17 protein-coding genes and 1 tRNA gene are annotated in these 19,220 nt (G+C 39.7%); 12 read left to right on the forward strand and 6 right to left on the reverse strand.

Features of this window, described 5'->3' with window-relative positions:
* Window positions 1-34 precede the first annotated feature (34 nt).
* Genes GBI66_RS05750 through GBI66_RS05765 form a run of 4 tightly spaced genes read left to right on the forward strand, consistent with a single transcriptional unit; the run spans window position 35 to window position 4,893 of the window.
* On the forward strand, window positions 35-1,045 hold the full coding sequence (locus GBI66_RS05750) for an ABC-three component system protein (RefSeq protein ID WP_151715456.1): 1,011 nt from the start codon (window positions 35-37) through the stop codon (window positions 1,043-1,045).
* Window positions 1,038-1,496 (forward strand): ABC-three component system middle component 2, encoded by a 459-nt coding sequence (locus GBI66_RS05755; protein WP_151715457.1) that lies wholly within the window; start codon window positions 1,038-1,040, stop codon window positions 1,494-1,496. The genes GBI66_RS05750 and GBI66_RS05755 overlap by 8 nt, the downstream gene beginning before the upstream one ends.
* A gap of 16 nt (window positions 1,497-1,512) precedes the next feature.
* Window positions 1,513-3,348 carry a hypothetical protein gene (locus GBI66_RS05760; RefSeq protein ID WP_151715458.1) on the forward strand — a complete coding sequence of 612 codons (1,836 nt, stop codon included), beginning with the start codon at window positions 1,513-1,515 and terminating at the stop codon, window positions 3,346-3,348.
* Between the two features lie 36 nt (window positions 3,349-3,384).
* Complete coding sequence (locus GBI66_RS05765; protein WP_151715459.1) at window positions 3,385-4,893, forward strand: DUF6035 family protein; 1,509 nt, start codon at window positions 3,385-3,387, stop codon at window positions 4,891-4,893.
* A 390-nt stretch (window positions 4,894-5,283) separates the two neighbouring features.
* Here GBI66_RS05765 and GBI66_RS05770 read toward each other — a convergent pair whose 3' ends face one another.
* Together GBI66_RS05770 and GBI66_RS05775 are read right to left on the reverse strand one after the other, a co-directional pair.
* Complete coding sequence (locus GBI66_RS05770; RefSeq protein WP_009391962.1) at window positions 5,284-6,480, reverse strand: integrase arm-type DNA-binding domain-containing protein; 1,197 nt, start codon at window positions 6,478-6,480, stop codon at window positions 5,284-5,286.
* Window positions 6,481-6,663: 183 nt separating this feature from the next.
* A tRNA-Ser gene (locus GBI66_RS05775) sits at window positions 6,664-6,753 on the reverse strand.
* A 125-nt stretch (window positions 6,754-6,878) separates the two neighbouring features.
* Here GBI66_RS05775 and GBI66_RS05780 point away from each other — a divergent pair.
* The 3 genes from GBI66_RS05780 (at window position 6,879) to GBI66_RS05790 (ending at window position 10,306) form a co-directional block, all read left to right on the forward strand.
* A complete protein-coding gene (locus tag GBI66_RS05780; RefSeq protein ID WP_005209331.1) occupies window positions 6,879-8,759 on the forward strand; it encodes a potassium transporter Kup in 1,881 nt (626 codons plus the stop codon).
* A 158-nt stretch (window positions 8,760-8,917) separates the two neighbouring features.
* The gene (locus GBI66_RS05785; RefSeq protein ID WP_151715460.1) at window positions 8,918-9,991 is read left to right on the forward strand and encodes a DNA/RNA non-specific endonuclease; all 1,074 of its coding nucleotides are present in this window, start codon (window positions 8,918-8,920) and stop codon (window positions 9,989-9,991) included.
* A gap of 72 nt (window positions 9,992-10,063) precedes the next feature.
* Window positions 10,064-10,306, forward strand: a complete 243-nt coding sequence (locus GBI66_RS05790) for a hypothetical protein (protein ID WP_151715461.1) — start codon at window positions 10,064-10,066, stop codon at window positions 10,304-10,306.
* A 48-nt stretch (window positions 10,307-10,354) separates the two neighbouring features.
* Here the strand turns inward: GBI66_RS05790 and aqpZ are convergent, their stop codons facing one another.
* Both aqpZ and GBI66_RS05800 read right to left on the reverse strand, forming a co-directional pair.
* A complete protein-coding gene (gene aqpZ / locus GBI66_RS05795; protein ID WP_005185688.1) occupies window positions 10,355-11,044 on the reverse strand; it encodes an aquaporin Z in 690 nt (229 codons plus the stop codon).
* A gap of 176 nt (window positions 11,045-11,220) precedes the next feature.
* On the reverse strand, window positions 11,221-12,228 hold the full coding sequence (locus GBI66_RS05800; protein WP_151715462.1) for an AraC family transcriptional regulator: 1,008 nt from the start codon (window positions 12,226-12,228) through the stop codon (window positions 11,221-11,223).
* Between the two features lie 115 nt (window positions 12,229-12,343).
* On the opposite strand from GBI66_RS05800, the gene GBI66_RS05805 reads away from it, so the two are divergent.
* Window positions 12,344-12,997 (forward strand): sterol desaturase family protein, encoded by a 654-nt coding sequence (locus GBI66_RS05805; RefSeq protein ID WP_005185684.1) that lies wholly within the window; start codon window positions 12,344-12,346, stop codon window positions 12,995-12,997.
* A 305-nt stretch (window positions 12,998-13,302) separates the two neighbouring features.
* Here GBI66_RS05805 and hisF read toward each other — a convergent pair whose 3' ends face one another.
* Window positions 13,303-14,061, reverse strand: a complete 759-nt coding sequence (hisF, locus tag GBI66_RS05810; RefSeq protein WP_004657307.1) for an imidazole glycerol phosphate synthase subunit HisF — start codon at window positions 14,059-14,061, stop codon at window positions 13,303-13,305.
* Window positions 14,062-14,162: 101 nt separating this feature from the next.
* On the opposite strand from hisF, the gene GBI66_RS05815 reads away from it, so the two are divergent.
* From GBI66_RS05815 to GBI66_RS05825, 3 genes are read left to right on the forward strand one after another with little or no spacing between them, the layout of a single operon-like run.
* Window positions 14,163-15,113 (forward strand): homoserine kinase, encoded by a 951-nt coding sequence (locus tag GBI66_RS05815; protein ID WP_151715463.1) that lies wholly within the window; start codon window positions 14,163-14,165, stop codon window positions 15,111-15,113.
* Window positions 15,114-15,122: 9 nt separating this feature from the next.
* Window positions 15,123-15,740, forward strand: coding sequence for a DUF1294 domain-containing protein (locus tag GBI66_RS05820; RefSeq protein WP_005209318.1), 618 nt, complete (start codon window positions 15,123-15,125; stop codon window positions 15,738-15,740).
* Window positions 15,741-15,772: 32 nt separating this feature from the next.
* On the forward strand, window positions 15,773-16,168 hold the full coding sequence (locus GBI66_RS05825) for a hypothetical protein (RefSeq protein WP_151715464.1): 396 nt from the start codon (window positions 15,773-15,775) through the stop codon (window positions 16,166-16,168).
* Window positions 16,169-16,201: 33 nt separating this feature from the next.
* Here the strand turns inward: GBI66_RS05825 and GBI66_RS05830 are convergent, their stop codons facing one another.
* Window positions 16,202-17,602 carry an LLM class flavin-dependent oxidoreductase gene (locus tag GBI66_RS05830; RefSeq protein ID WP_151715465.1) on the reverse strand — a complete coding sequence of 467 codons (1,401 nt, stop codon included), beginning with the start codon at window positions 17,600-17,602 and terminating at the stop codon, window positions 16,202-16,204.
* Between the two features lie 355 nt (window positions 17,603-17,957).
* Between GBI66_RS05830 and GBI66_RS05835 the strand changes: the two genes are divergently transcribed.
* Window positions 17,958-19,208 (forward strand): SfnB family sulfur acquisition oxidoreductase, encoded by a 1,251-nt coding sequence (locus tag GBI66_RS05835; RefSeq protein ID WP_151715466.1) that lies wholly within the window; start codon window positions 17,958-17,960, stop codon window positions 19,206-19,208.
* The last annotated feature ends 12 nt before the right edge of the window (window positions 19,209-19,220 follow it).

Here is a 19,220-nt window from a genome sequence, read left to right on the forward strand (position 1 = left end):
TGTGATACTTACTATAAGTAAAAGGTATTTGAATATGAGTCAATTGCCATACAACACTGGCCCAGCACAGCCAACTCCTGAGCAACGTCTTTTTTTAATGAATGAAGATGATTGGGAGTTATTTATTGAACAATGTGTTGTGCAATTAAAGAATGAGAACAATTATAAACATGTACATAGGTTAGGTGGTGCAGGAGATAAAGGCCGAGATGTATGTGGCCTCACTTTAGAAAAGCCTGAAACAGGTACATGGGATTTATATCAGGCTAAACATTATGGGGATAGTTTGAGTCCTAGTAACTTTGGAGGAGAATTAGCAAAATTTATTTGGTGTGTATTTAAGCGCGAATATACAATTCCTAGATCTTATTTTATTTGTGCTTTAAAAGTAGGTCCGAAATTATACGATTACGTAATGAAGCCTACAGATTTAAAAGAATGGATTTTAGCAACATGGAAAAAGGGAGAGTTCAGTTACCCATTTTCTGATGAGCTAGAAAATTTTATCAATGGTTTTGATTTTGAAATAATTAAAATCAAACCATCCAATGAGCTTTTAGAAATACATGCGAGATCGCCAAATCATTGGAGTTTATTCGGTGTATTAGGGCCTCGAGAACAAAATCCTGAAGTCCCAACGGCACATGAGAAAGAAGAAGAGATATATTTAAAGGAATTGCTAAAAGTATATAAAGAAGTTGGTGGGAATTTAGTAGAACTTACAACTTTGCCAAAACAGTATAATAAACATTTGATGATGCAGCGAAGACTATTTTATTCTGCGGAAGGTCTGAATCGTTTTAGTCGTGACAAGTTACCAGGTGCTTTTGATGAGATGCTGGTGCAGGTTGAGCTAGGCATTGGAAATGAGGTCCTTTATCCACATGAAACAGGCTATGAAAAAATTCGTAGTGTTTTAAATGTAGCATCTTCACTGCAAGTTACATCAAACCCTCTACATGCACGACTCCAAGCTGGTGATTTACAAGGATCTTGTCATCATTTAGTTAATCAAGAAAAAATTCAATGGATTGACGATGAATGATATTTTTAATACTTCCTTAGAATTAGGGGTGCGAATGGTTTATCTCTTAGGAGCTTTATATCCTAGGGGAGCAGATATCCATAAATTAGCATATCTTGACTATGCTGTAATTTATTCTTCAGATTTTGGTGGTCCTTCAAGTTTACATACATTAGTGCCTTTTCGGGGTGGGGAGTTTTCGAACAAGAAAGATGCTTTAGAAAGTGGTATATTTTTAATGTTAAATCGCTCTCTGATCGATGTTGTTATTGATGATGATGGGGTCAATTATTATATAGGAGATAATGGACCTAGTATTATTTCGGTAATGAACAATGAATATTCAAAAAAATTAATTAAGAGATGCGAATGGGTTGCTAACAAATTTGGTAGCTATAGCGAAGATGAATTGCGAAATATTTTTTTTAATGAAAGTATAGTTGTTGGTTCTGATGAATCAAATTTAAATTAATTAGGTGAATAGTTAAATGAAGTTTTTTATAAAATCTTTGATAGTTATTGGAAATAATAAAAAACCAGCTATATTAAATTTTGATAAAAAATCTCACTTAATTTTTGGCCCAACTGATACTGGAAAATCATATATCGTTGAGTGTATTAGGTTTTGCTTAGGAGGTGAAAAAATCCCTAAGGATGTAGGTTTTAGTGAAGGATACAGCTTAGCTATTCTACAGATTGAATCGAATAATGGAAAAGAATTTACAATTTTTAAAAGTTTAGCTAATGGTCAAGAAAGTGTACATGAAGGAATATATTCAGATGTCCCAGTAGACTTAGACCAAAAACTTGATCTTAAAGTAGATGATTTTCTGCTAACTGAGAATAATATTCAAGAAAACAAAATATTAGTTAAATTGGGAACTTTAGGTCGTGTTACAGCAAACGATTTAAGGCGCATTAGTATATTTGATGAGATTCAGACTCTCGATAATATTAGTTTTGAAGGTAAAGACTCCAATACAAAGGTAAGAAATAGATCTGCTTTATCTTTTTTCTTAACAGGTTCTGATGATTCACAGATGCCTTTAGCTATTTCAACGGATGCTAGAAATCAAGCTAAAGGACAAGTGTCATCATTACAGGAACAGATACAGATACTTAGTGATGAAATTCCAAAAGATATAAGTAAGGAAGATGTTGAAGATAATCTTGATAAGATCTCTTTGCAAATAGATGAAATTAATAATTTTTTGTCATATGACTATCAAGCATTAAGAGAATTAAAAAGTGAGTTTTCTTTATTTGAGCGAGAAATAAACGAAACTAATCCGAAAGTAATAAGTCTAATAGAAGCTAAAGAGCAATTTTCTATACTTGATCAGAAGTATCTTAATGATATTAGTAGACTGGAGATGACAAATATATCTGCCTCAATCGTAGCTAATTTACCGAATAGATCCTGTCCAATTTGTTTAACTACATTAGATCACCAAAAAAGGCATCATATTTCAGAAGAAGATTTTGCTAAAATAAGAAATGGTGCTGCCGTAGAAATTCAAAAAATAAATCGATTAAGAGATGGTTTAAAGTACGCCATAGAAGATATCGAGTCAGAAATTTCAGAACTTTCTCTAAAATTGGATAGTTTAAAGTATAATTTGGAGAGTAATAAAATACAGCAAAAAAAATTATTAGAAGCAGATGGTTTAAGTATTAAAGATAACCTAAATGAACTTACTGAGAGAAAAACTGAGTTGTCGATTTATTTGAATAATTTTAAAATTATTGAAAGATTACAAATACAATTAGAGAAAGAAATACCAAAATCTAAGCGTATGACTCAGAAAATAGAAAGAAATCATGCTAATTCGGCAACGAATTTATCTGTAAGAATCAAAGAGCTATTAGAAGAATGGAAAGTTCCTGATGTTCGAACGATTGACTTTGATGATAAGTGTGTTGACATAAAGATTAATCAAAGAGCTAGAGTTTCGTATGGAAAAGGAAAGCGAGGGATATTTTTAACTGCTTATATGGTTGCTTTGATGGAACTTAATATTGAAAATAATTTACCTCATCTAGGATTTGTAATTATAGATTCTCCAGTCGTTACTTACAAAGACCCTAAACATTCAAAAGAAGAATTACATGAACATGATGTGAATTCAGATGGAGAGTTGTTACCAGAAGGTGTTAAAGATAGCTTTTATGGATGGTTAACAGCACGGAATAATAATGGACAAATTATTGTTCTAGAGAATGAAGAGCCTAGTGTTCAACAAAAACTTCAACTAAGTTACACGGAATTTCTAGGGCGAAGTGCTACTAGTAATGAAAGAGTAGGTTTTTTTCCAGTGAATTGAAACTTGAAAGCTAATTTATAGGTCGTTGGAGAAGTCATGAAGCTAGTTCATATCATTGATACAGATCAAAATATGTGGATTGATGTGGATGTATTCTTCCAACAATCTGAAATGGAGCTTACACAATGGCGTAGTCAAATAAGGGAACGATATAAACGAGATAAAACCAAGCCACATTTAACTTGTGCTTGGTGCCAATCACCTGTAATTCTATCAAGACGCACAGATCACATGCAGGTCAACTCCTCTGCAACTTTCTTTTTTAAACATATTCCTGAGTTGGAAAATAACCCCACTTTTCAATGTCCTGTAAAACATATCAAGCAGTTATCAGAGCAAGAAAAAACTGCTTTAAAATATCAAATTGCGAAAGAAACTCGACAACATAAATTGCTAAAAGAGAATATATATAAGAGTCTTCAAGCAGATGAGGCTTTTAGTGATATTCATATTGAGCAAGTTCGTAAAAGCATTGACTTAAAACAATGGCGTAGACCAGATGTATCGTCATTATATAAAAAGCAATTAGTTGTTTTTGAAGGACAACTTTCTACAACTTTTTTGAATGTGATTATTGATCGTAAGATTTTTTATCAAGATAACAATGCTTGCTTACTGTGGATTTTTAATCATTTTGAACCCACAGAAAAAGCGAAGAAGCAGTCAATGCAAGATATTTACTACAACAATAATGCAAATGCATTTGTAGTGAATGATTCTACAGTCGCTCAATCAATTAAAACAAAAGTTTTTACTTTAGAGTGTCATTATTTAAAGCCTGAAATAAAGAATAATCAAATCGTTAATCAGTGGAATACTGAGTTCGTCGAATTTAAAAACTTAGTCCAGAACGAAGCAACAAAGCAAATATACTTTTTTGATTATGAGTCAGAATATCGAAAGTTAAAGCAAAAATTAGGCTTACAACATAGTTATTTACAAGAGAGTAAGAATCAAAAAGATAAACTAAAAGTTCAAAAGTATATTGAATCATTAGAACAGGTTGATATTGATACGCTAGTCCCATCAAAAACTAAATCTGAATTATTGGTTGATTTTACTGAACTATGGATAAAAACTCATTATCTTACCGACAATCAATTCAACTATGAGTGGTTCTCTATTCGTAAAGAGCTTGAGCTAATGGGAATTAGTACACCTAAATATCTTTTACATGCACCCTATAAAACAGTGATCAATTCAATTTTAAGTGCAAAATTTGGTTATGCTGTAGGTAATAATATAAATGAAATGGTGAGTGTGGCTCATAACTTAATGGAACATCATCCAGCTTACATTAAGCATTTCATGCTTACTTTAAAAGTAACAGGAAAACCCAATTTATTAAATGAAAGAGATAGCTCAGGTAAATGGAAAGAACGCTATCAAAAATATACTCAACAGCCTGAGGTCGATAAGATATATAAACATGATTTAAATCAATTAATTGAGTTTTTAGTACCTGAGTTTGAAGGCCGTTTGATTTCTTGGGGTGAAAGTAGTGGGCCTTATTCTAAAGTACAAATTGATGGAGTGAGCCAATAATGAAATCTCAACATCCTTATAATATTATTTCTATAATCATTAATCTGAATGATTGCACAGTGCTAGGAAGAATATCAGATATTTGAAAGCCTTAGATGGTATTTATAAATGCTTGAATCAATTATAAATATGATATTGTTGAACAAATTAATTTTTGGTTTCTAAAAAATGACTAAGACGAGTTGTATGAATATATTGGGGCATAATTATGTCCTAATAGGTGAAAAGCAAAACAAGATCTTGAAAAAACATGAGCATTTAAATCTAGCTCCTTCATATAGAGGCATCTATAAATGCTCATACTGTGGTAAAGAAATAACATCCCTTTCGTATATAAATCCCAAGTTCTAATACTAATTCTATTACTTTGGTAAGAGCGTGGCTTTCGATCTAAGCTCTTCTATGCTTAGGAAAAGGCACAATTTTATTTCTTAAACTATCAATAAAATCAGACCATTCCTGCATCATCTTGGTTCGGTATTCTAAATGCTGAGCATGGTTATACGCCTGTGAAACCGCATTACCGACTCTATGAGCTAATTGAATTTCAATCGCATCGTGCATGTAGCCTTGTTCATGTAGGGTTGTAGATGCAAGTCCACGGAAGCCATGTCCAGTCATTTTACCGTTGTAGCCCATCGTACGGATCACGCACAAAATTGCATTGCTACTCATAGGCTTGGCTGTGCTGTGGTTATAAAAAACATAGGGCTTTCTGCCTGTGAGCGGTAATAAGCTCTCTAGTAGTTCAATTGCTTGCGTAGATAATGGAACGAGATGAGGTAAAGCCATTTTCATTTTTTCGGCTGGTATACGCCATATCTTATTCTCAAAATCGATTTCCTCCCATTTCATCATTCTGAGTTCAGCAGTTCGAACAAAAGTTAAAGTCATCAGTTGTAATGCTGTTTTAATCACAGGATTACCATGATAACGATCCATACGCTCAAGGAAAGGAGGAAATTCTGAAATATCCAATCGAGCCATATGCTTCACCTTACGAGGCTTTAAGGCTTCGTGAAGGTGAGGGGTTGGATCATTCTCAATCAATCCTTTACGAATCGCAAAACGGAAAATACGCCCAGTTAAAGGAATGGAGCGTTTGGCCATTTCTTGCGCACCACGTGCTTCAATTTTTTTAGCGCAGGCAAGCACATCTTTCCCTTTGATCTGATCAATGGGCATGTTACCCAATGCAGGGAATATATCTTTTTCGAAAACAGATAAATCACGTAGATAAGTTGCTTCTTTTATGACGGCTTTACGATCTTCCATCCATTCCATCGCAAGGACTCTAAATAGCTTACTTTCATCAGTTTGCTGAAGGCGATCATTCTTTATGGCATTAGGATCAATATTTTTATAAAGCTGTATACGAGCTTCATCACGGGTGCGACGAGCTTGAGCTAATGAGATTTCTGGATAGCTTCCAATGGTTAAAGTACTTTCACGACCATTGAAGCGATACTTCAATCGCCAGAACCTTCCACCTGAAGGCGTGACCTCAAGGTATAGCCCTTTTTCATCGGCATAACGCTTTTTCTTTTCAAGCGGTTTTATTTTTCTAACGTGAGCATCTGTCAGCATTTTTAGCTATTTCTTTGGAATTTGGGGGACGATTTATAGTATAACCAAATCATCCCCCACTTGTCCCCCATGATGTTTCAGGAGTACAAGGATAGCCAAGGATTTAAAAGAACATTAAAAAAGGCTTAAACCATTGTGATTTAAGCCTTTTAGGTGTACTTCGGTGTTTTTAAAACAGAATCTTGGCGGTGAGAGAGGGATTCGAACCCTCGATACGCGCAAACGTATACACACTTTCCAGGCGTGCTCCTTCAGCCACTCGGACACCTCACCAAGGTGTGCGATAGTACCCAAAAAAATGCACGCTGCCAAGTTGTAGTCGAACAGATTTGCAGAAAAACTTTTTGGCTAGTGATAATATTGCGCCATATAACGTTCAATTTTGAAGACAACATCATATGCAAAGTACTGCAAAAAAAGCCGCATTGCCCGCGATGACGCTGGCAGCATTAGGGGTGGTATTTGGAGACATTGGAACCAGTCCACTCTATGCAATACGGCAATGCTTTGTCACAGGGCATGTTGATATCAGTGAAGGTTCAATTTTAGGTATTCTTTCGCTGATCTTCTGGTGTATGAACCTAACGATTAGTTTTAAGTACGTCTCAATGATCATGCGTGCGGACAACAATGGTGAAGGCGGGATCATGTCACTGCTCGCACTCAACCTACGGTCCTCTGTTTTTAGCAATAAAAATAAAATCTTTCTGATCGCATTGGGCTTTATCGGCGCATCACTGTTTTTTGGTGATGGGATCATTACCCCAGCAATTTCAGTACTGTCTGCGATTGAGGGTTTAAGTCTGGTGACACCTGCTTTAGATCGTTGGTTGGTTCCGATTGCTTTGGGTATCCTCACGGCATTATTTATGGTGCAGCGGCATGGTACCGCCACCATGGGGAAATTCTTTGGACCGATTACACTGCTATGGTTTGCGTCTATTGGTTTGATTGGTCTCTGGAGTATCATCCAGACCCCGTATGTCTTGATGATGGTCAATCCGTATTGGGCATTCCATTTTGTCTTTGATCAACCGACAGTTGCCTTTATCACCATGGGGGCCGTGATTCTGACCATGACCGGTGGTGAGGCGTTGTATGCAGACATGGGACATTTTGGGCGCGTGCCAATTAAACTGGCGTGGTTCTTGGTGGTGCTTCCTTGTTTGCTTTTGAACTATGCAGGCCAAGGTGCATTGCTATTACGCGACGCTAAAGCCATTGAAAACCCGTTCTATTTACTGGTTCCAGATTGGGCCTTATTCCCGATGATTGGCTTGGCAACAGCAGCAGCTGTGATTGCTTCCCAAGCAGTCATTACAGGCGTATTTTCGATGGCGAACCAAGCCATTCAATTACGCTATTTACCGCGCTTAACTGTGCACCATACTTCGGATGTGGAACAAGGGCAGATTTATTTGCCTTTTATTAACTGGGTGCTGTTTATCTCGGTGGTGATTCTGATTTTACTGTTTGAAAGCAGTGCAGAATTGGCGAGTGCTTATGGTGTAGCGGTGACCATGACCATGCTCTGCGGTACGATTTTAATCTCGACTTTAGCCTATGGGGTATGGCGTTGGCCGTTATGGAAAGTGGCCATATTTGCGGTGCCGTTCCTGATTATTGATTTAATTTTTGTCGGTTCAACCTCATTGAAAATCCTCTCAGGCGGCTGGGTGCCGATCTTGATTGGTGTGGTGGTATATACCATTTTGATGACGTGGAAACGTGGTCGCGAAATTGTCTATAACCGTATGGAAACCAATGCCTTGCCAATTGAATTGTTTATCAAAAGTATTGGCATGAGCAAAGAAACTCATTTCGTACCAGGTGAAGCGATTTTCTTAACAGGTACACCGAATATTGTGCCGCATGCGATGTTACACAACATCAAGCACAATAAAGTGCTGCATGAACGTAATGTGATGGTCACGGTGTACACCCAAGATATTCCGTATGTAGCAGAAGCAGATCGCTTAAAAGTTGAAAAACTGGATGAGCATTTTTATCGAATTTATATGTACTACGGATTTAAAGATCAGCCGAATGTGCCGAATGCATTAGAGCAAGCTTATAAGGAGCTTGGTTTTGAATTCGATATGATGCAAATGAGTTTCTTCATTTCACGTGATCGTATCGTGCATACCGTGGGTGATGGCATGTCACCGTGGCGTGAAAAGTTATTCATCTCGATGCAGCGTAATACCAGTCCTGTGAGTGACTTCTATCAGATCCCAACCAACCGTGTAGTGGAGTTGGGTAGTCAGATCGAAATTTAAGAAAAACGCATAAAAAAGGCACCTGAGCGTGCCTTTTTTATTGTCTGTAGATCAAGTGTACAGATTTGCGACATAAAGTGTCGCTCTGGGCTGAAACTCAATATACATAGGGCTTTTGAGTTGTTAAGCTGCGCGTTCGTATTGATTTTGATGTAGTTATGGCAAAGAGACCAACTCGAAAGAGTAAAACACCATTTGCTTTTTTGAGCCAAAATATTGGAAAGATGGTGTTGGCTTTGGTCGCGACAGGAAGTTTTGCGATCGCATTTGGTAGTGAAAAAATTTCGAAGTTGATGCCATTTCAATCCAGTAATGGTGCTTGTTTAAAGCAATTTTATCGTGATGTTCCACCGTTATTAAGCAAAGACAGTCTGAAAAAAGACAGCTATGCCTTGTGCTTTAATGATTTTAATGTGATGTATTCAGGTATTTCCAAGACACCACTTTGGTCGGCAGAATATCTGACACCTGAACGTTTAAGTATCAAGATTAAACGTGAAGATAATTTCCACGAAGAAACACGGGTCAAACTTGCACATCGGGCGTTGTTATCTGACTATCGTGGTTCGGGCTATGACCGTGGGCATATGGCACCCAATGGTGATATGAATAATACTGCGGCACAGTACGACAGCTTTTCTTTAGCCAATATGGTTCCGCAAGCACCTAAAAATAATCAGGAAGTTTGGCGTAAGTTAGAAGAAGCGGTACGTTCAGTTGTGACCAAACAACATAAAGATGCCTATGTACTGACAGGGCCAGTATTTGAAGGTAAACGCCTGAAAACTATTGGTAAGGGCGTGATTGTCCCAACTGCGGTATATAAAGCGGTGTATTTACCCAAGCAAGGGATTATTGGTGCTTACTATGCGCCAAATAATAATTCTCAGCAGGTCAAAGTGGTCAGTGTTTGCTATTTGGAAGAGAAACTTGGCATCAACTTGTTCCCTCAATTGACGGAGCAACAGAAGCGTAATGTTTATCAATTGCCACTTTCTGCAGTACAAGTGAAGCCGAATAAAGACATCAGTTATTCGCATTGGGATGGACAGAGTCAGTGTGCGGAAGAAGCTAAAACGGATGCCATTCAAGTGCAGCAACGTGAATTTACTTCACAGCAGACTGAGGCCGCAGAAAGCAAATTCCCACAAATTGATGAAGAGACCAAACAAGCCTTGATCAATCAATTGGTAAATGCACTACTGCAGTATTTCTTACAAATGTTGAGATAATGTAGAACATCTTGCAAAGTCATCCTGCATGGATCATGTTGTGGGATAGACAACAACAATGAGAGAAAAAAGATGTTTAAGCCTTTTGAACAGGGTGATGAATCTTCAGCAATTTATGATCTGACTTTGGAAAATCAGGTCGATTGCGTGAGCTTATATGGCAATTTACAGATTACCAAAGATCAGGCAGGGCTGAAAACGGCAAAGGTATTGCAAAGCTTTATTAATGATGTGGTTACCGCTCTGGAAAAAGAACAACTTCCTGAACAGATTGGCAGAAAGCCTGAGCAGGACATTGAGAATCCATTCTTATAAATAAAAAACCAGCCGTTACAGGCTGGTTTTTTATGGGGTGTATTGCGCTTAGTCTTTCTCGCTGCCCACGAATTTGTAGATCACTGCACCGATGATGGCACCGATGATTGGTGCAACCCAGAACAACCAAAGTTGGCTGATTGCTGCAGTCTCAGCAAATAACGCAACTGCCGTACTACGTGCAGGGTTAACAGATGTGTTGGTGACTGGAATACTGATCAAGTGGATCAATGTTAAAGCTAAACCAATCGCAATTGGCGCAAAGCCAGCAGGTGCACGACGATCCGTTGCTCCCATAATCACGATTAAGAAGAATGCAGTTAAAACAACCTCAATCAAGAATGCAGATGCGACAGAGAAATGGTTTGGAGAGAGTTCACCATAACCATTGGTTGCGAAACCGCCAGTACCTGCAAAGCCTGCTTGACCTTGTACGATGATGTACAGCACGAATGCTGCAAGCGCACCACCAATCACTTGAGACACGATATAAGGGACTAAATCTTTAGAGTCAAAACGTCCACCTACCCATAAGCCTACACTGACAGCAGGGTTAAAGTGACCACCAGAAATATGACCGAAAGCGTAAGCACCTGTCAAAACAGTTAAACCAAACGCTAATGCAACACCTAAGAAGCCAATGCCAAGTTCTGGAAATGCAGCTGCAAGCACAGCACTACCACAACCACCAAAAACAAGCCAAAAGGTTCCCAAAAATTCTGCTAAATATTTGTTCATTGTTATCACCACATCAGTTATAAAAAAATAAAAAAGCAAGCATCCAAAATTTATTATGGATATGTTTAACCTGAGTGAAAAAATTGTGAACTAATTCACATAGGTATATAGGCTCTTATATAAAACGGGCAAAAAAATCGATCAGTTGCGAAACCGTTAGTTCGTCAGTATTTTTATTACGAATTGTAAGTTATGTTGTTGTTTCGCCACTGTTGCGGGGTTTGCCCCGTCCAAATCTTAAAAGCTCGCTGAAAAGCACTTTGTTCAGAATAACAGAGTAGCAGTGCGATTTCTTGCAAACTCAGATGAGGATCTTTTAAATATTCGGTCGCCAGCATAAAACGTACTTGCTGCACTCGCTCCTGAAAAGTGGTGCGTTGTTGTTGTAAATGACGCTGTAATTGACGCACAGAAAGGCCAAGTTTTTCGGCGATAAAATCGATTTGATATTGGTTTTTTTGTAGACCTGTCAAAATGGCATGTTGTAGCCGTTGATCCAGTTGAGTCGAATTAGGCAGTTTATCCAGCAAGGCTTGGGCTTGCTGTAACAACAATTGCTGCAAGGTGTGATCGCCTGTTCGCAGTGGCTTAAAAGCTTCGCTGACTGGTAACAATAATTGGGTTTTTGGTTGTTCAAAACGGACTTTACAATGAAAATATTGCTCATAAATGCTGATGTTTTTTGGTGCAGCATTGACGAAATGCACTTCATGCAAATGAATCGTGTCACCCGACATAAACAGTTTAAGGAACTGTACCATCAGGGCAATTGCAATTTCATCGGTCAGTTGGGTCGGATGTGGTTCAGGAGCTTCCCAACGAATTGACGCATAGGGAGGATTAAATTCAACCACTAAGGGGCTGCCATCATAAATCAGGCGATGAAAATCATGATAGCGTGCCAAAGCTTCACCGAGGTTTTCACAGGATAAAGCCAGATAGGCAATGATACCTAAGTGTTTGGGTTGTACATATGCTGCGATTTCCAAGCCTAGACCACTCTTCGGATGCAGTCGGTTTAGATCTTCTAGCAAATCTCGCCAAATCACATAATCAAAGCGCTCTAGGTTTTGAACCTGTTGTAATTGTTCAGGAATATGGATGTTCTCTGCTTCGCAATATGCTTTTAATAAATGCCCCAAACCACCAAAAACAGAGCCTGTATAGTTCTTGAGTTGAGACATCCTGTCCACTCCTTATCTTGTCGTGTTTTGTCAATATAAATATATCGTATCGTCAATACTTCGCCTACAAAAATTTATATCTTTAATAAAAATAAGGAAACATTTGGAGAAAACCATGATTAAGGGTTTTATCGCAGGTTTGGCTGTTGCAAATGCCTTTGAATGGTTTGCACATAAATACATTTTGCATGGGGTACATCGTCCGGGGCAGCCACGTTATAGCCCTGTACCGAAAAGCATGGAATCGCACTGGGCGCATCATCGTGAAGTACGTAAACAGCAGTTTTCGGATGATTGCTATGTTGAGGGCGTGGAGCATTGGCGTACCCGTAATGAAATCATGTCATTGGCTGTCGTGGCAGGCGTTGCCAGTGTGGCGTTTTATCCAATTTCAAAAGGCATGTCTTTGGCAGCACTGTATAGTGCAGGCAACTATTATTATGTACATCGTCGTGCACACTTAGAGCCAGATTGGGCAAAACGAACCATTCCTTGGCATTATGATCATCATATGAATTCAAACCAAGATGCCAACTGGTGTGTGACGCGTCCATGGTTTGATTATGTGATGGGTACCCGTGTGGTGTCTTCTGCGGATTTAAAAGAGGCTAATCCATTAGGTATTGCATTGCCAGCAGCTTTGTCTAAAGCATTGACGCAAGCGATTGAATCCGTTTTTCCTGCAAAATGGGTCGAGCAAAAACCAAAATTGGTGGAAGCACCTGTAGCTGAGCAACCGCAAAAACAATCGCAAGAATCGGTGGCCTAAATTCGATTGATCTAGTGGGCTGAGCAGGCTTTTATTGACAAATCATGACGATAAAAATAGAGGTATGTCGTGAATTGTCAATAAAATTGGTTTTTAATGTCAATATCTTTACTCTTTTTCTCGCTAATTTAGCTCAAGCATTTTAAATGCTCAGAATTTGTTCAAAATAATGATATTGTGCTTACCCTCTAGCGTTGTATAACGCAGTTTCCATACCTTGCTCAGCAAGGTATTTTTTTATCTGTATACAGCTATTTTTAAATAAAAAAACCTCTCGCTCGAGAGGTTTTTTATGGCTCATCTAATTAAAGACGCATCTCAATGCCTTGTGCGGCAAGATATTGTTTTGCTTCTGGAATGGTGTGTTGGCCAAAGTGGAAAATAGAAGCAGCAAGTACTGCATCTGCACCACCTTTTAAGATGCCATCAGCCAAATGCTGTAAGTTGCCTACACCACCCGAAGCGATGGTCGGGATATTGACACGATCATTGATCTGACGCATTAAGGCAATGTCATAGCCTGCTTTGGTTCCATCGGCATCCATACTGGTAATCAGCAGTTCGCCTGCACCGAAGTCGGCCATTTTCACCGCCCATTCAATCGCATCGATGCCTGTAGGCTTACGACCGCCGTGGGTAAAAATTTCCCACTTGTTCTCGCCAGTTTTTTTCGCATCAATCGCAACCACGATACATTGTGCACCAAAGCGTTGTGAAGCTTCTTGGACAAACTCAGGAGTAAACACGGCAGCCGAGTTGATACTGACTTTATCGGCACCTGCATTCAACAATAAACGGATATCTTCAACTTTACGGACACCACCACCCACAGTTAATGGTACAAAAACGCTTTCGGCCATGCGTTCTACGGTACGGTAAGTGGTGTCGCGTCCATGATGGGTAGCAGTAATATCTAAAAAGGTAATTTCATCGGCGCCTTGTTCGTTATAACGACGGGCGACTTCAACAGGGTCACCTGCGTCACGAATATCAAGGAATTGAACGCCTTTGACGACTCGACCATTATCAACATCTAAGCAAGGGATAATACGTTTTGCGAGCATAAAATTTTCCAAAAAATCGCCAATAAAGAAAGGGGTGCTACACCTTCATGGAGGGAACAGGTATTCTATCAAACTTCACAGCTATTTTTTGCAGGTTTTCCATGTCGGTTTATACCCCGTTGAGTTTAGAAGAAGTTCAAGCCTTTGCTGGGCCTTATGGTTTAGCGGTGATTGACCTGATTCCAATCCAAGGCGGTATTCAAAACACCAATTATTTTTTGGTGGATCAATCACAGAAACAATATGTTTTAACGGTTTTTGAAGAATTAGATGCTGAAGGTGCAGGTGAGCTAGTACCTGTACTGGATTGTTTGGGTGAGGCAGGTGTACCTGTGGCAGTGCCTTTAAAGCATAGTGGTCAGGCCATTCATAGTATTGCAGATAAACCTGCACAAATTGCGCCGCGCCTGATGGGTGAGCATCCGGAAGACGCCAGCATTATCCAAATTCAGGCGATTGCACAAGCACAGGCAAAATTGCATTTGGCGTTACAAGGCTTTCCTTTAGAACGTGATTTTAATCGTAATCATCAATATTGGTCAGATGTCGCTGAACAACTTAAGCCACAAATGAATGCGCAAGATCAGAAATTATTAGCTCAGGTGTTCCAGCAGTTTGCGGCAATTACCCAGCAGCATCCAGACCGTCCTACGGGCTTTATTCATTCGGATTTATTTAGAGATAACACCTTGTTTGAAGGCGATCAACTACAGGGTATTCTTGATTTTTATGAATTGAATCAAGATGAATGGTTATTTGATATTGCGATTAGTATCAATGATTTCTGTACTGCCTATCCACAAGCGCATTTAGATCAAGCCAAGGCCGATGCCTTTCTTGCGGCCTATCAAAGTATTCGTCAGCTCACCGTTGATGAATTGGCCTGTTTAAATATCTTCTTGGCAATGGCGGCGTGCCGTTTCTGGAGCATGCGCTTACAAGTGGCGCAGAAAAATGCCGAGCAAGGGCGTACCGGCGATGATATTTTGCAAAAAGATCCGCTGGAAATGCGCATGATGTTACAAGACCGTTTACAACGAATCACAGCTTAGGGAATAGACATGCGAGATCAAGGTCGTTTAGTTGAGTGGTTTGATGATAAAGGCTATGGCTTTATCCAACCCAATGACACAGCAAAAGATCGTGTCTTTATCCATATCAAAGACTTTGCTCGCACAGGACCGCGACCCTTGGTCGGTTGCGCCTTGGAATATGTGGTGATTCTGGATGAGCGCGGTCGTTATCGCGCTCAGCAGGCGACATATTTAAAAGCATCGCAGGTGATTGAGCATCGTGCTCGTCCGAGTCAGCCTACAGCGTCGAAACGCTGGTCTGCGATGCAGATTGGTATTGTGATTTATATTGTTTTTATGGTGATTGCAAGCTTTAGTAAATTGCTGCCACCGTATACTTTATTATTTGTCAGCTTAATGAATGTGTTGAGTTATTGGCTGTATGCGCAAGATAAAGAAGCTGCGCAGTTGGGCAATCGGCGTATTCCAGAGCAGACCTTACATATCGTGGATTCTTTGGGTGGATGGTGCGGTGGTTGGCTTGCTCAGCAAAAACTGAGACATAAAACACAAAAACAACCGTTTCGTAAGATTTATTTCTGTACCATAGTCTTCCATATACTATTGATATGTTGGCTAATTTCTCCGCTCAATGTGTTCTATTGATTGAGGGAGTTTGTTTCTGGAGATAAATAAAAATGAATTATTCCGTTGATCAAGATCCAAACCGTACTTTGACCTTGGTGCTGTATGTACTTTATATCATTGCAATTTTTACTGGTGGTCTGTTGGCAATCATTGCCTTGATCATTAACTATGTAAAACGTAGTGATGTACAAGGCTCAATTTTTGAAAGCCACTTTACTTGGCAGATCCGCACCTTCTGGTGGTATTTGGCTTGGAATATTATTGCCTTTATTCCGTTCTCATTCCTGTTCTTTACTGGTGATAACGGCACGGCCTTTGCAGGCGTTGCGGTTTCTGCAACCACTTTTGCCTTTGCGGTAATTTTTGGTGCATGGATCTGGATTGTCTATCGTGCCATCCGTGGTCTTATTGCCTTAAATGACAATAAGCCGATGTATCAAGTCTAAGGTCGGCTAGAACTCGCTGGGTGGCGTATTAACTTAAGCGAGTTCTGTATTGTTATTGGTTTTCGCTGTTGCATGATAGCGATAGCTTGCTCCTCGATGCTGTTCTGTCAGCAATGGGCCTTGTCCAAATAGTTTCTCACGCAACGTCCCTTCGGTATATTCCGTTGGATACACGCCACGTTGCTGTAGTTCCGGCACCAGATATTCCACCACATCTTCAAAGCTTTGATGCGCCAAAATATAGGCCAAGTTAAAGCCGTCAATATCGGTTTCTTCCGTCCATGCCTGTAGTTGATCAGCCACAGTTGCAGCTGAGCCCACCAGTACTGGGCCATTGCCACCGATACTAATAAATTTGGCAATCTCTTCAATGGTCCAGATTCGAACCGGGTCGGCTTTTACATAAGAGTCGAGCATCGATTGAATCGCATTGGTATGAATATATTCAACTTTGTCTTCTGCATGGAATTGCGAGAAGTCGACCCCTGACCAACCTGAGGCCAAAGTTAAGCCGCCATGATAACTGGCGTAGTTTTGATATTCTTTGAATTTTGCTTGGGCTTTTGCATCGGTTTCATCCACTACAATCGACAGCATGGTATAGATCAAAATCGAATGAGGATCTTTGCCTTGTTCAACTAGGTTGGAACGAATGCCTTGCACTAGTTTTTTCACCGCGGCTTTAGTTGGCGCAGAAATAAATACACATTCTGCATTTTGGCTGGCAAACAATTGTCCACGACTAGATGCGCCTGCTTGGTAGAGTACAGGGGTGCGTTGTGGTGAAGGTTCGCAAATATGAATGCCGGGAACGCTAAAATATTGACCTTGATGATTGATTGGGTGAACTTTGCGATGGTCTGCAAAAATACCTTTTTCTTTATCACGCAGCACAGCATCTTGCTCCCAAGAACCTTCCCAAAGTTTATAGAGAACTTCTAAATATTCATCAGCGATGTCATAACGTTGGTCATGACTGACTTGCGTTTTAAGCCCCAAATTTTTTGAGCCACTTTCCAAGTATGAGGTGACGATGTTCCAACCAATGCGACCTTTGGTCAGGTGATCTAAAGTGCTCATGCGCCGTGCAAAGGGATAAGGGTGTTCAAACGAAATCGAAGTCGTCAGACCGAAGCCTAAGTGTTTGGTGACTGCTGCCATAGCAGGTACGATTTGCAAGGGATCATTGACGGGAACTTGTACTGCACCTGTGAGCGCATGTTCTGCTGATTGATGATAAACATCATAAATACCTAAAACATCGGCAATAAAAACCCCATCAAACTTGCCACGCTCTAAGATCTGGGCCAAATCGGTCCAATATTCGAGGTCTTTATATTCAGTCGAGCGATCCTGAGGGTGACGCCACAATCCAGGCGATTGATGCGCAATACAGTTCATTTCAAAGGCATTAAATCTAATTTGCTTGCTCATTGCTCTTTACTAAATTAAAGATTTTTATTGATATTAATTAAAAAAGATTGAATTGATTAATCATAAAAAAATAAATGTTTATCATGAATGTATTTAATGGGGTTTTAGATTGTAGTTTTAAAAAATATTTTTTATTAAATTCAAAATGTTATTTTGTTTTTGATCGAGCAAAGTATGTTGACGCGCTAGTTTGTCTTGTTGAGTTGTTTGTTTTTGATTTTAAATTATTTTTTAAATAAATAAGTAATGGTCTGGGTTTATTTTAAATAAAAAGATTAGGTTCTAAATTTAACTTATAAATATGCAATAAAAATAATGCTAGTTTATTTTTATAACTGGAAAATGAGTATTTATAATGACCTCAAAAATAGAAATAAAATTGGAAGATGCACAGAGTATTCCGCAAGATTTTTACTTGAATAATACGTCAGCTCATGTGATTGCTTCAGATCAAGAAGCCATTGCTGTGGCCCATCGCGTAGCGGCTGCTTTTGCTAAAGAGGCGGCAAAGCGTGACCATGAACGCAAGTTGCCACTGCAGGAAATTCAGCAATATTCCGCCTCGGGTCTGTGGGGGATCAATATTCCAAAACAGTTCGGTGGTGCAGGGGTGAGTTATAAAACCCTTGCTGAGGTGGTGACCATTATTTCCAGCGCAGATTCATCTTTAGGTCAGATTGCACAAAATCATTGGGCCTTTTTAGAACATATCCGTTTGGATGCGTCATTGGAACAGCAGCAGTTCTTCTTCGAACAAGTGCTGCAAGGCAAGCGTTTAGGCAATGCATTCTCTGAAAAAAACTCGAAAACAGTCGCGGATTTGACCACCAAAATTGAATTTAAAGAGGATTATGCACTGATTAGTGGTCAAAAATTCTTTGCCACAGGCGCTTTATTGGCACACTGGATTCCTGTGGTTGCTGTGAGTGACGATGGCAAAGTATTTGCAGCACTGGTTCCACAACATACCCCTGGTTTGACCATTGTGAATGACTGGAGCAGTTTTGGTCAGCGCACCACAGCCAGTGGCAGCGTGCAGCTGGATCATGTGCGAGTCGATTTAAAATATGTGGTACCGATTCATCAGGCTTTTGAACGTCCAACAGCAGCAGGTGCAATTTCGCAAATTATTCAGTCCGCTGTCGATGCGGGGATTGCGCGTGGGGCCATTGAGGAAACCATTCGCTATGTGCGTGAGTATGCTCGTCCGTGGATTGATTCAGGTGTGGAACACGCCAGTGAAGATCCCTATACCATTAGCAATATTGGCGAGCTAAAAATTAAATTGCGCGCCGCAGAGGCGGTTTTAGCTTTGGCAGGCGAGGCAATTGATCGTGCTTTAGCCAATCCAACCGAAGACAGCGTAACAGAAGCAACTTTACTCACGGCTGAATCGAAAGTATTAACCACGGAAATCGCACTCTTGGCAGCCAATAAATTATTTGAGTTATCCGGTACCCGTTCCACCTTATCCGAGTTGAATCTGGATCGGCATTGGCGTAATGCACGCACGCATACCCTGCATGATCCTGTACGTTGGAAATACAATCTTGTGGGTAATTATTATTTGAATGGTGTGGCATTGCCACGTCATGCGTGGAGCTAGGAGGGTGATATT

This window comes from Acinetobacter sp. TUM15071 (genome assembly GCF_008980925.1).
GTDB classification, from domain to species: Bacteria; Pseudomonadota; Gammaproteobacteria; order Pseudomonadales; family Moraxellaceae; genus Acinetobacter; species Acinetobacter dispersus.

Coding starts and splice junctions, on each gene's coding strand:
- GBI66_RS05780 (WP_005209331.1), top strand. CDS start 6,879: ATGCAAAGTACTGCAAAAAAAGCCGCATTGCCCGCGATGACGCTGGCA.
- GBI66_RS05820 (WP_005209318.1), top strand. CDS start 15,123: ATGCGAGATCAAGGTCGTTTAGTTGAGTGGTTTGATGATAAAGGCTAT.
- GBI66_RS05750 (WP_151715456.1), top strand. CDS start 35: ATGAGTCAATTGCCATACAACACTGGCCCAGCACAGCCAACTCCTGAG.
- GBI66_RS05815 (WP_151715463.1), top strand. CDS start 14,163: ATGTCGGTTTATACCCCGTTGAGTTTAGAAGAAGTTCAAGCCTTTGCT.
- GBI66_RS05755 (WP_151715457.1), top strand. CDS start 1,038: ATGAATGATATTTTTAATACTTCCTTAGAATTAGGGGTGCGAATGGTT.
- GBI66_RS05765 (WP_151715459.1), top strand. CDS start 3,385: ATGAAGCTAGTTCATATCATTGATACAGATCAAAATATGTGGATTGAT.
- GBI66_RS05830 (WP_151715465.1), bottom strand. CDS start 17,602: ATGAGCAAGCAAATTAGATTTAATGCCTTTGAAATGAACTGTATTGCG.
- GBI66_RS05805 (WP_005185684.1), top strand. CDS start 12,344: ATGATTAAGGGTTTTATCGCAGGTTTGGCTGTTGCAAATGCCTTTGAA.
- GBI66_RS05825 (WP_151715464.1), top strand. CDS start 15,773: ATGAATTATTCCGTTGATCAAGATCCAAACCGTACTTTGACCTTGGTG.
- aqpZ (WP_005185688.1), bottom strand. CDS start 11,044: ATGAACAAATATTTAGCAGAATTTTTGGGAACCTTTTGGCTTGTTTTT.
- GBI66_RS05800 (WP_151715462.1), bottom strand. CDS start 12,228: ATGTCTCAACTCAAGAACTATACAGGCTCTGTTTTTGGTGGTTTGGGG.
- GBI66_RS05785 (WP_151715460.1), top strand. CDS start 8,918: ATGGCAAAGAGACCAACTCGAAAGAGTAAAACACCATTTGCTTTTTTG.
- GBI66_RS05770 (WP_009391962.1), bottom strand. CDS start 6,480: ATGCTGACAGATGCTCACGTTAGAAAAATAAAACCGCTTGAAAAGAAA.
- GBI66_RS05790 (WP_151715461.1), top strand. CDS start 10,064: ATGTTTAAGCCTTTTGAACAGGGTGATGAATCTTCAGCAATTTATGAT.
- hisF (WP_004657307.1), bottom strand. CDS start 14,061: ATGCTCGCAAAACGTATTATCCCTTGCTTAGATGTTGATAATGGTCGA.
- GBI66_RS05835 (WP_151715466.1), top strand. CDS start 17,958: ATGACCTCAAAAATAGAAATAAAATTGGAAGATGCACAGAGTATTCCG.
- GBI66_RS05760 (WP_151715458.1), top strand. CDS start 1,513: ATGAAGTTTTTTATAAAATCTTTGATAGTTATTGGAAATAATAAAAAA.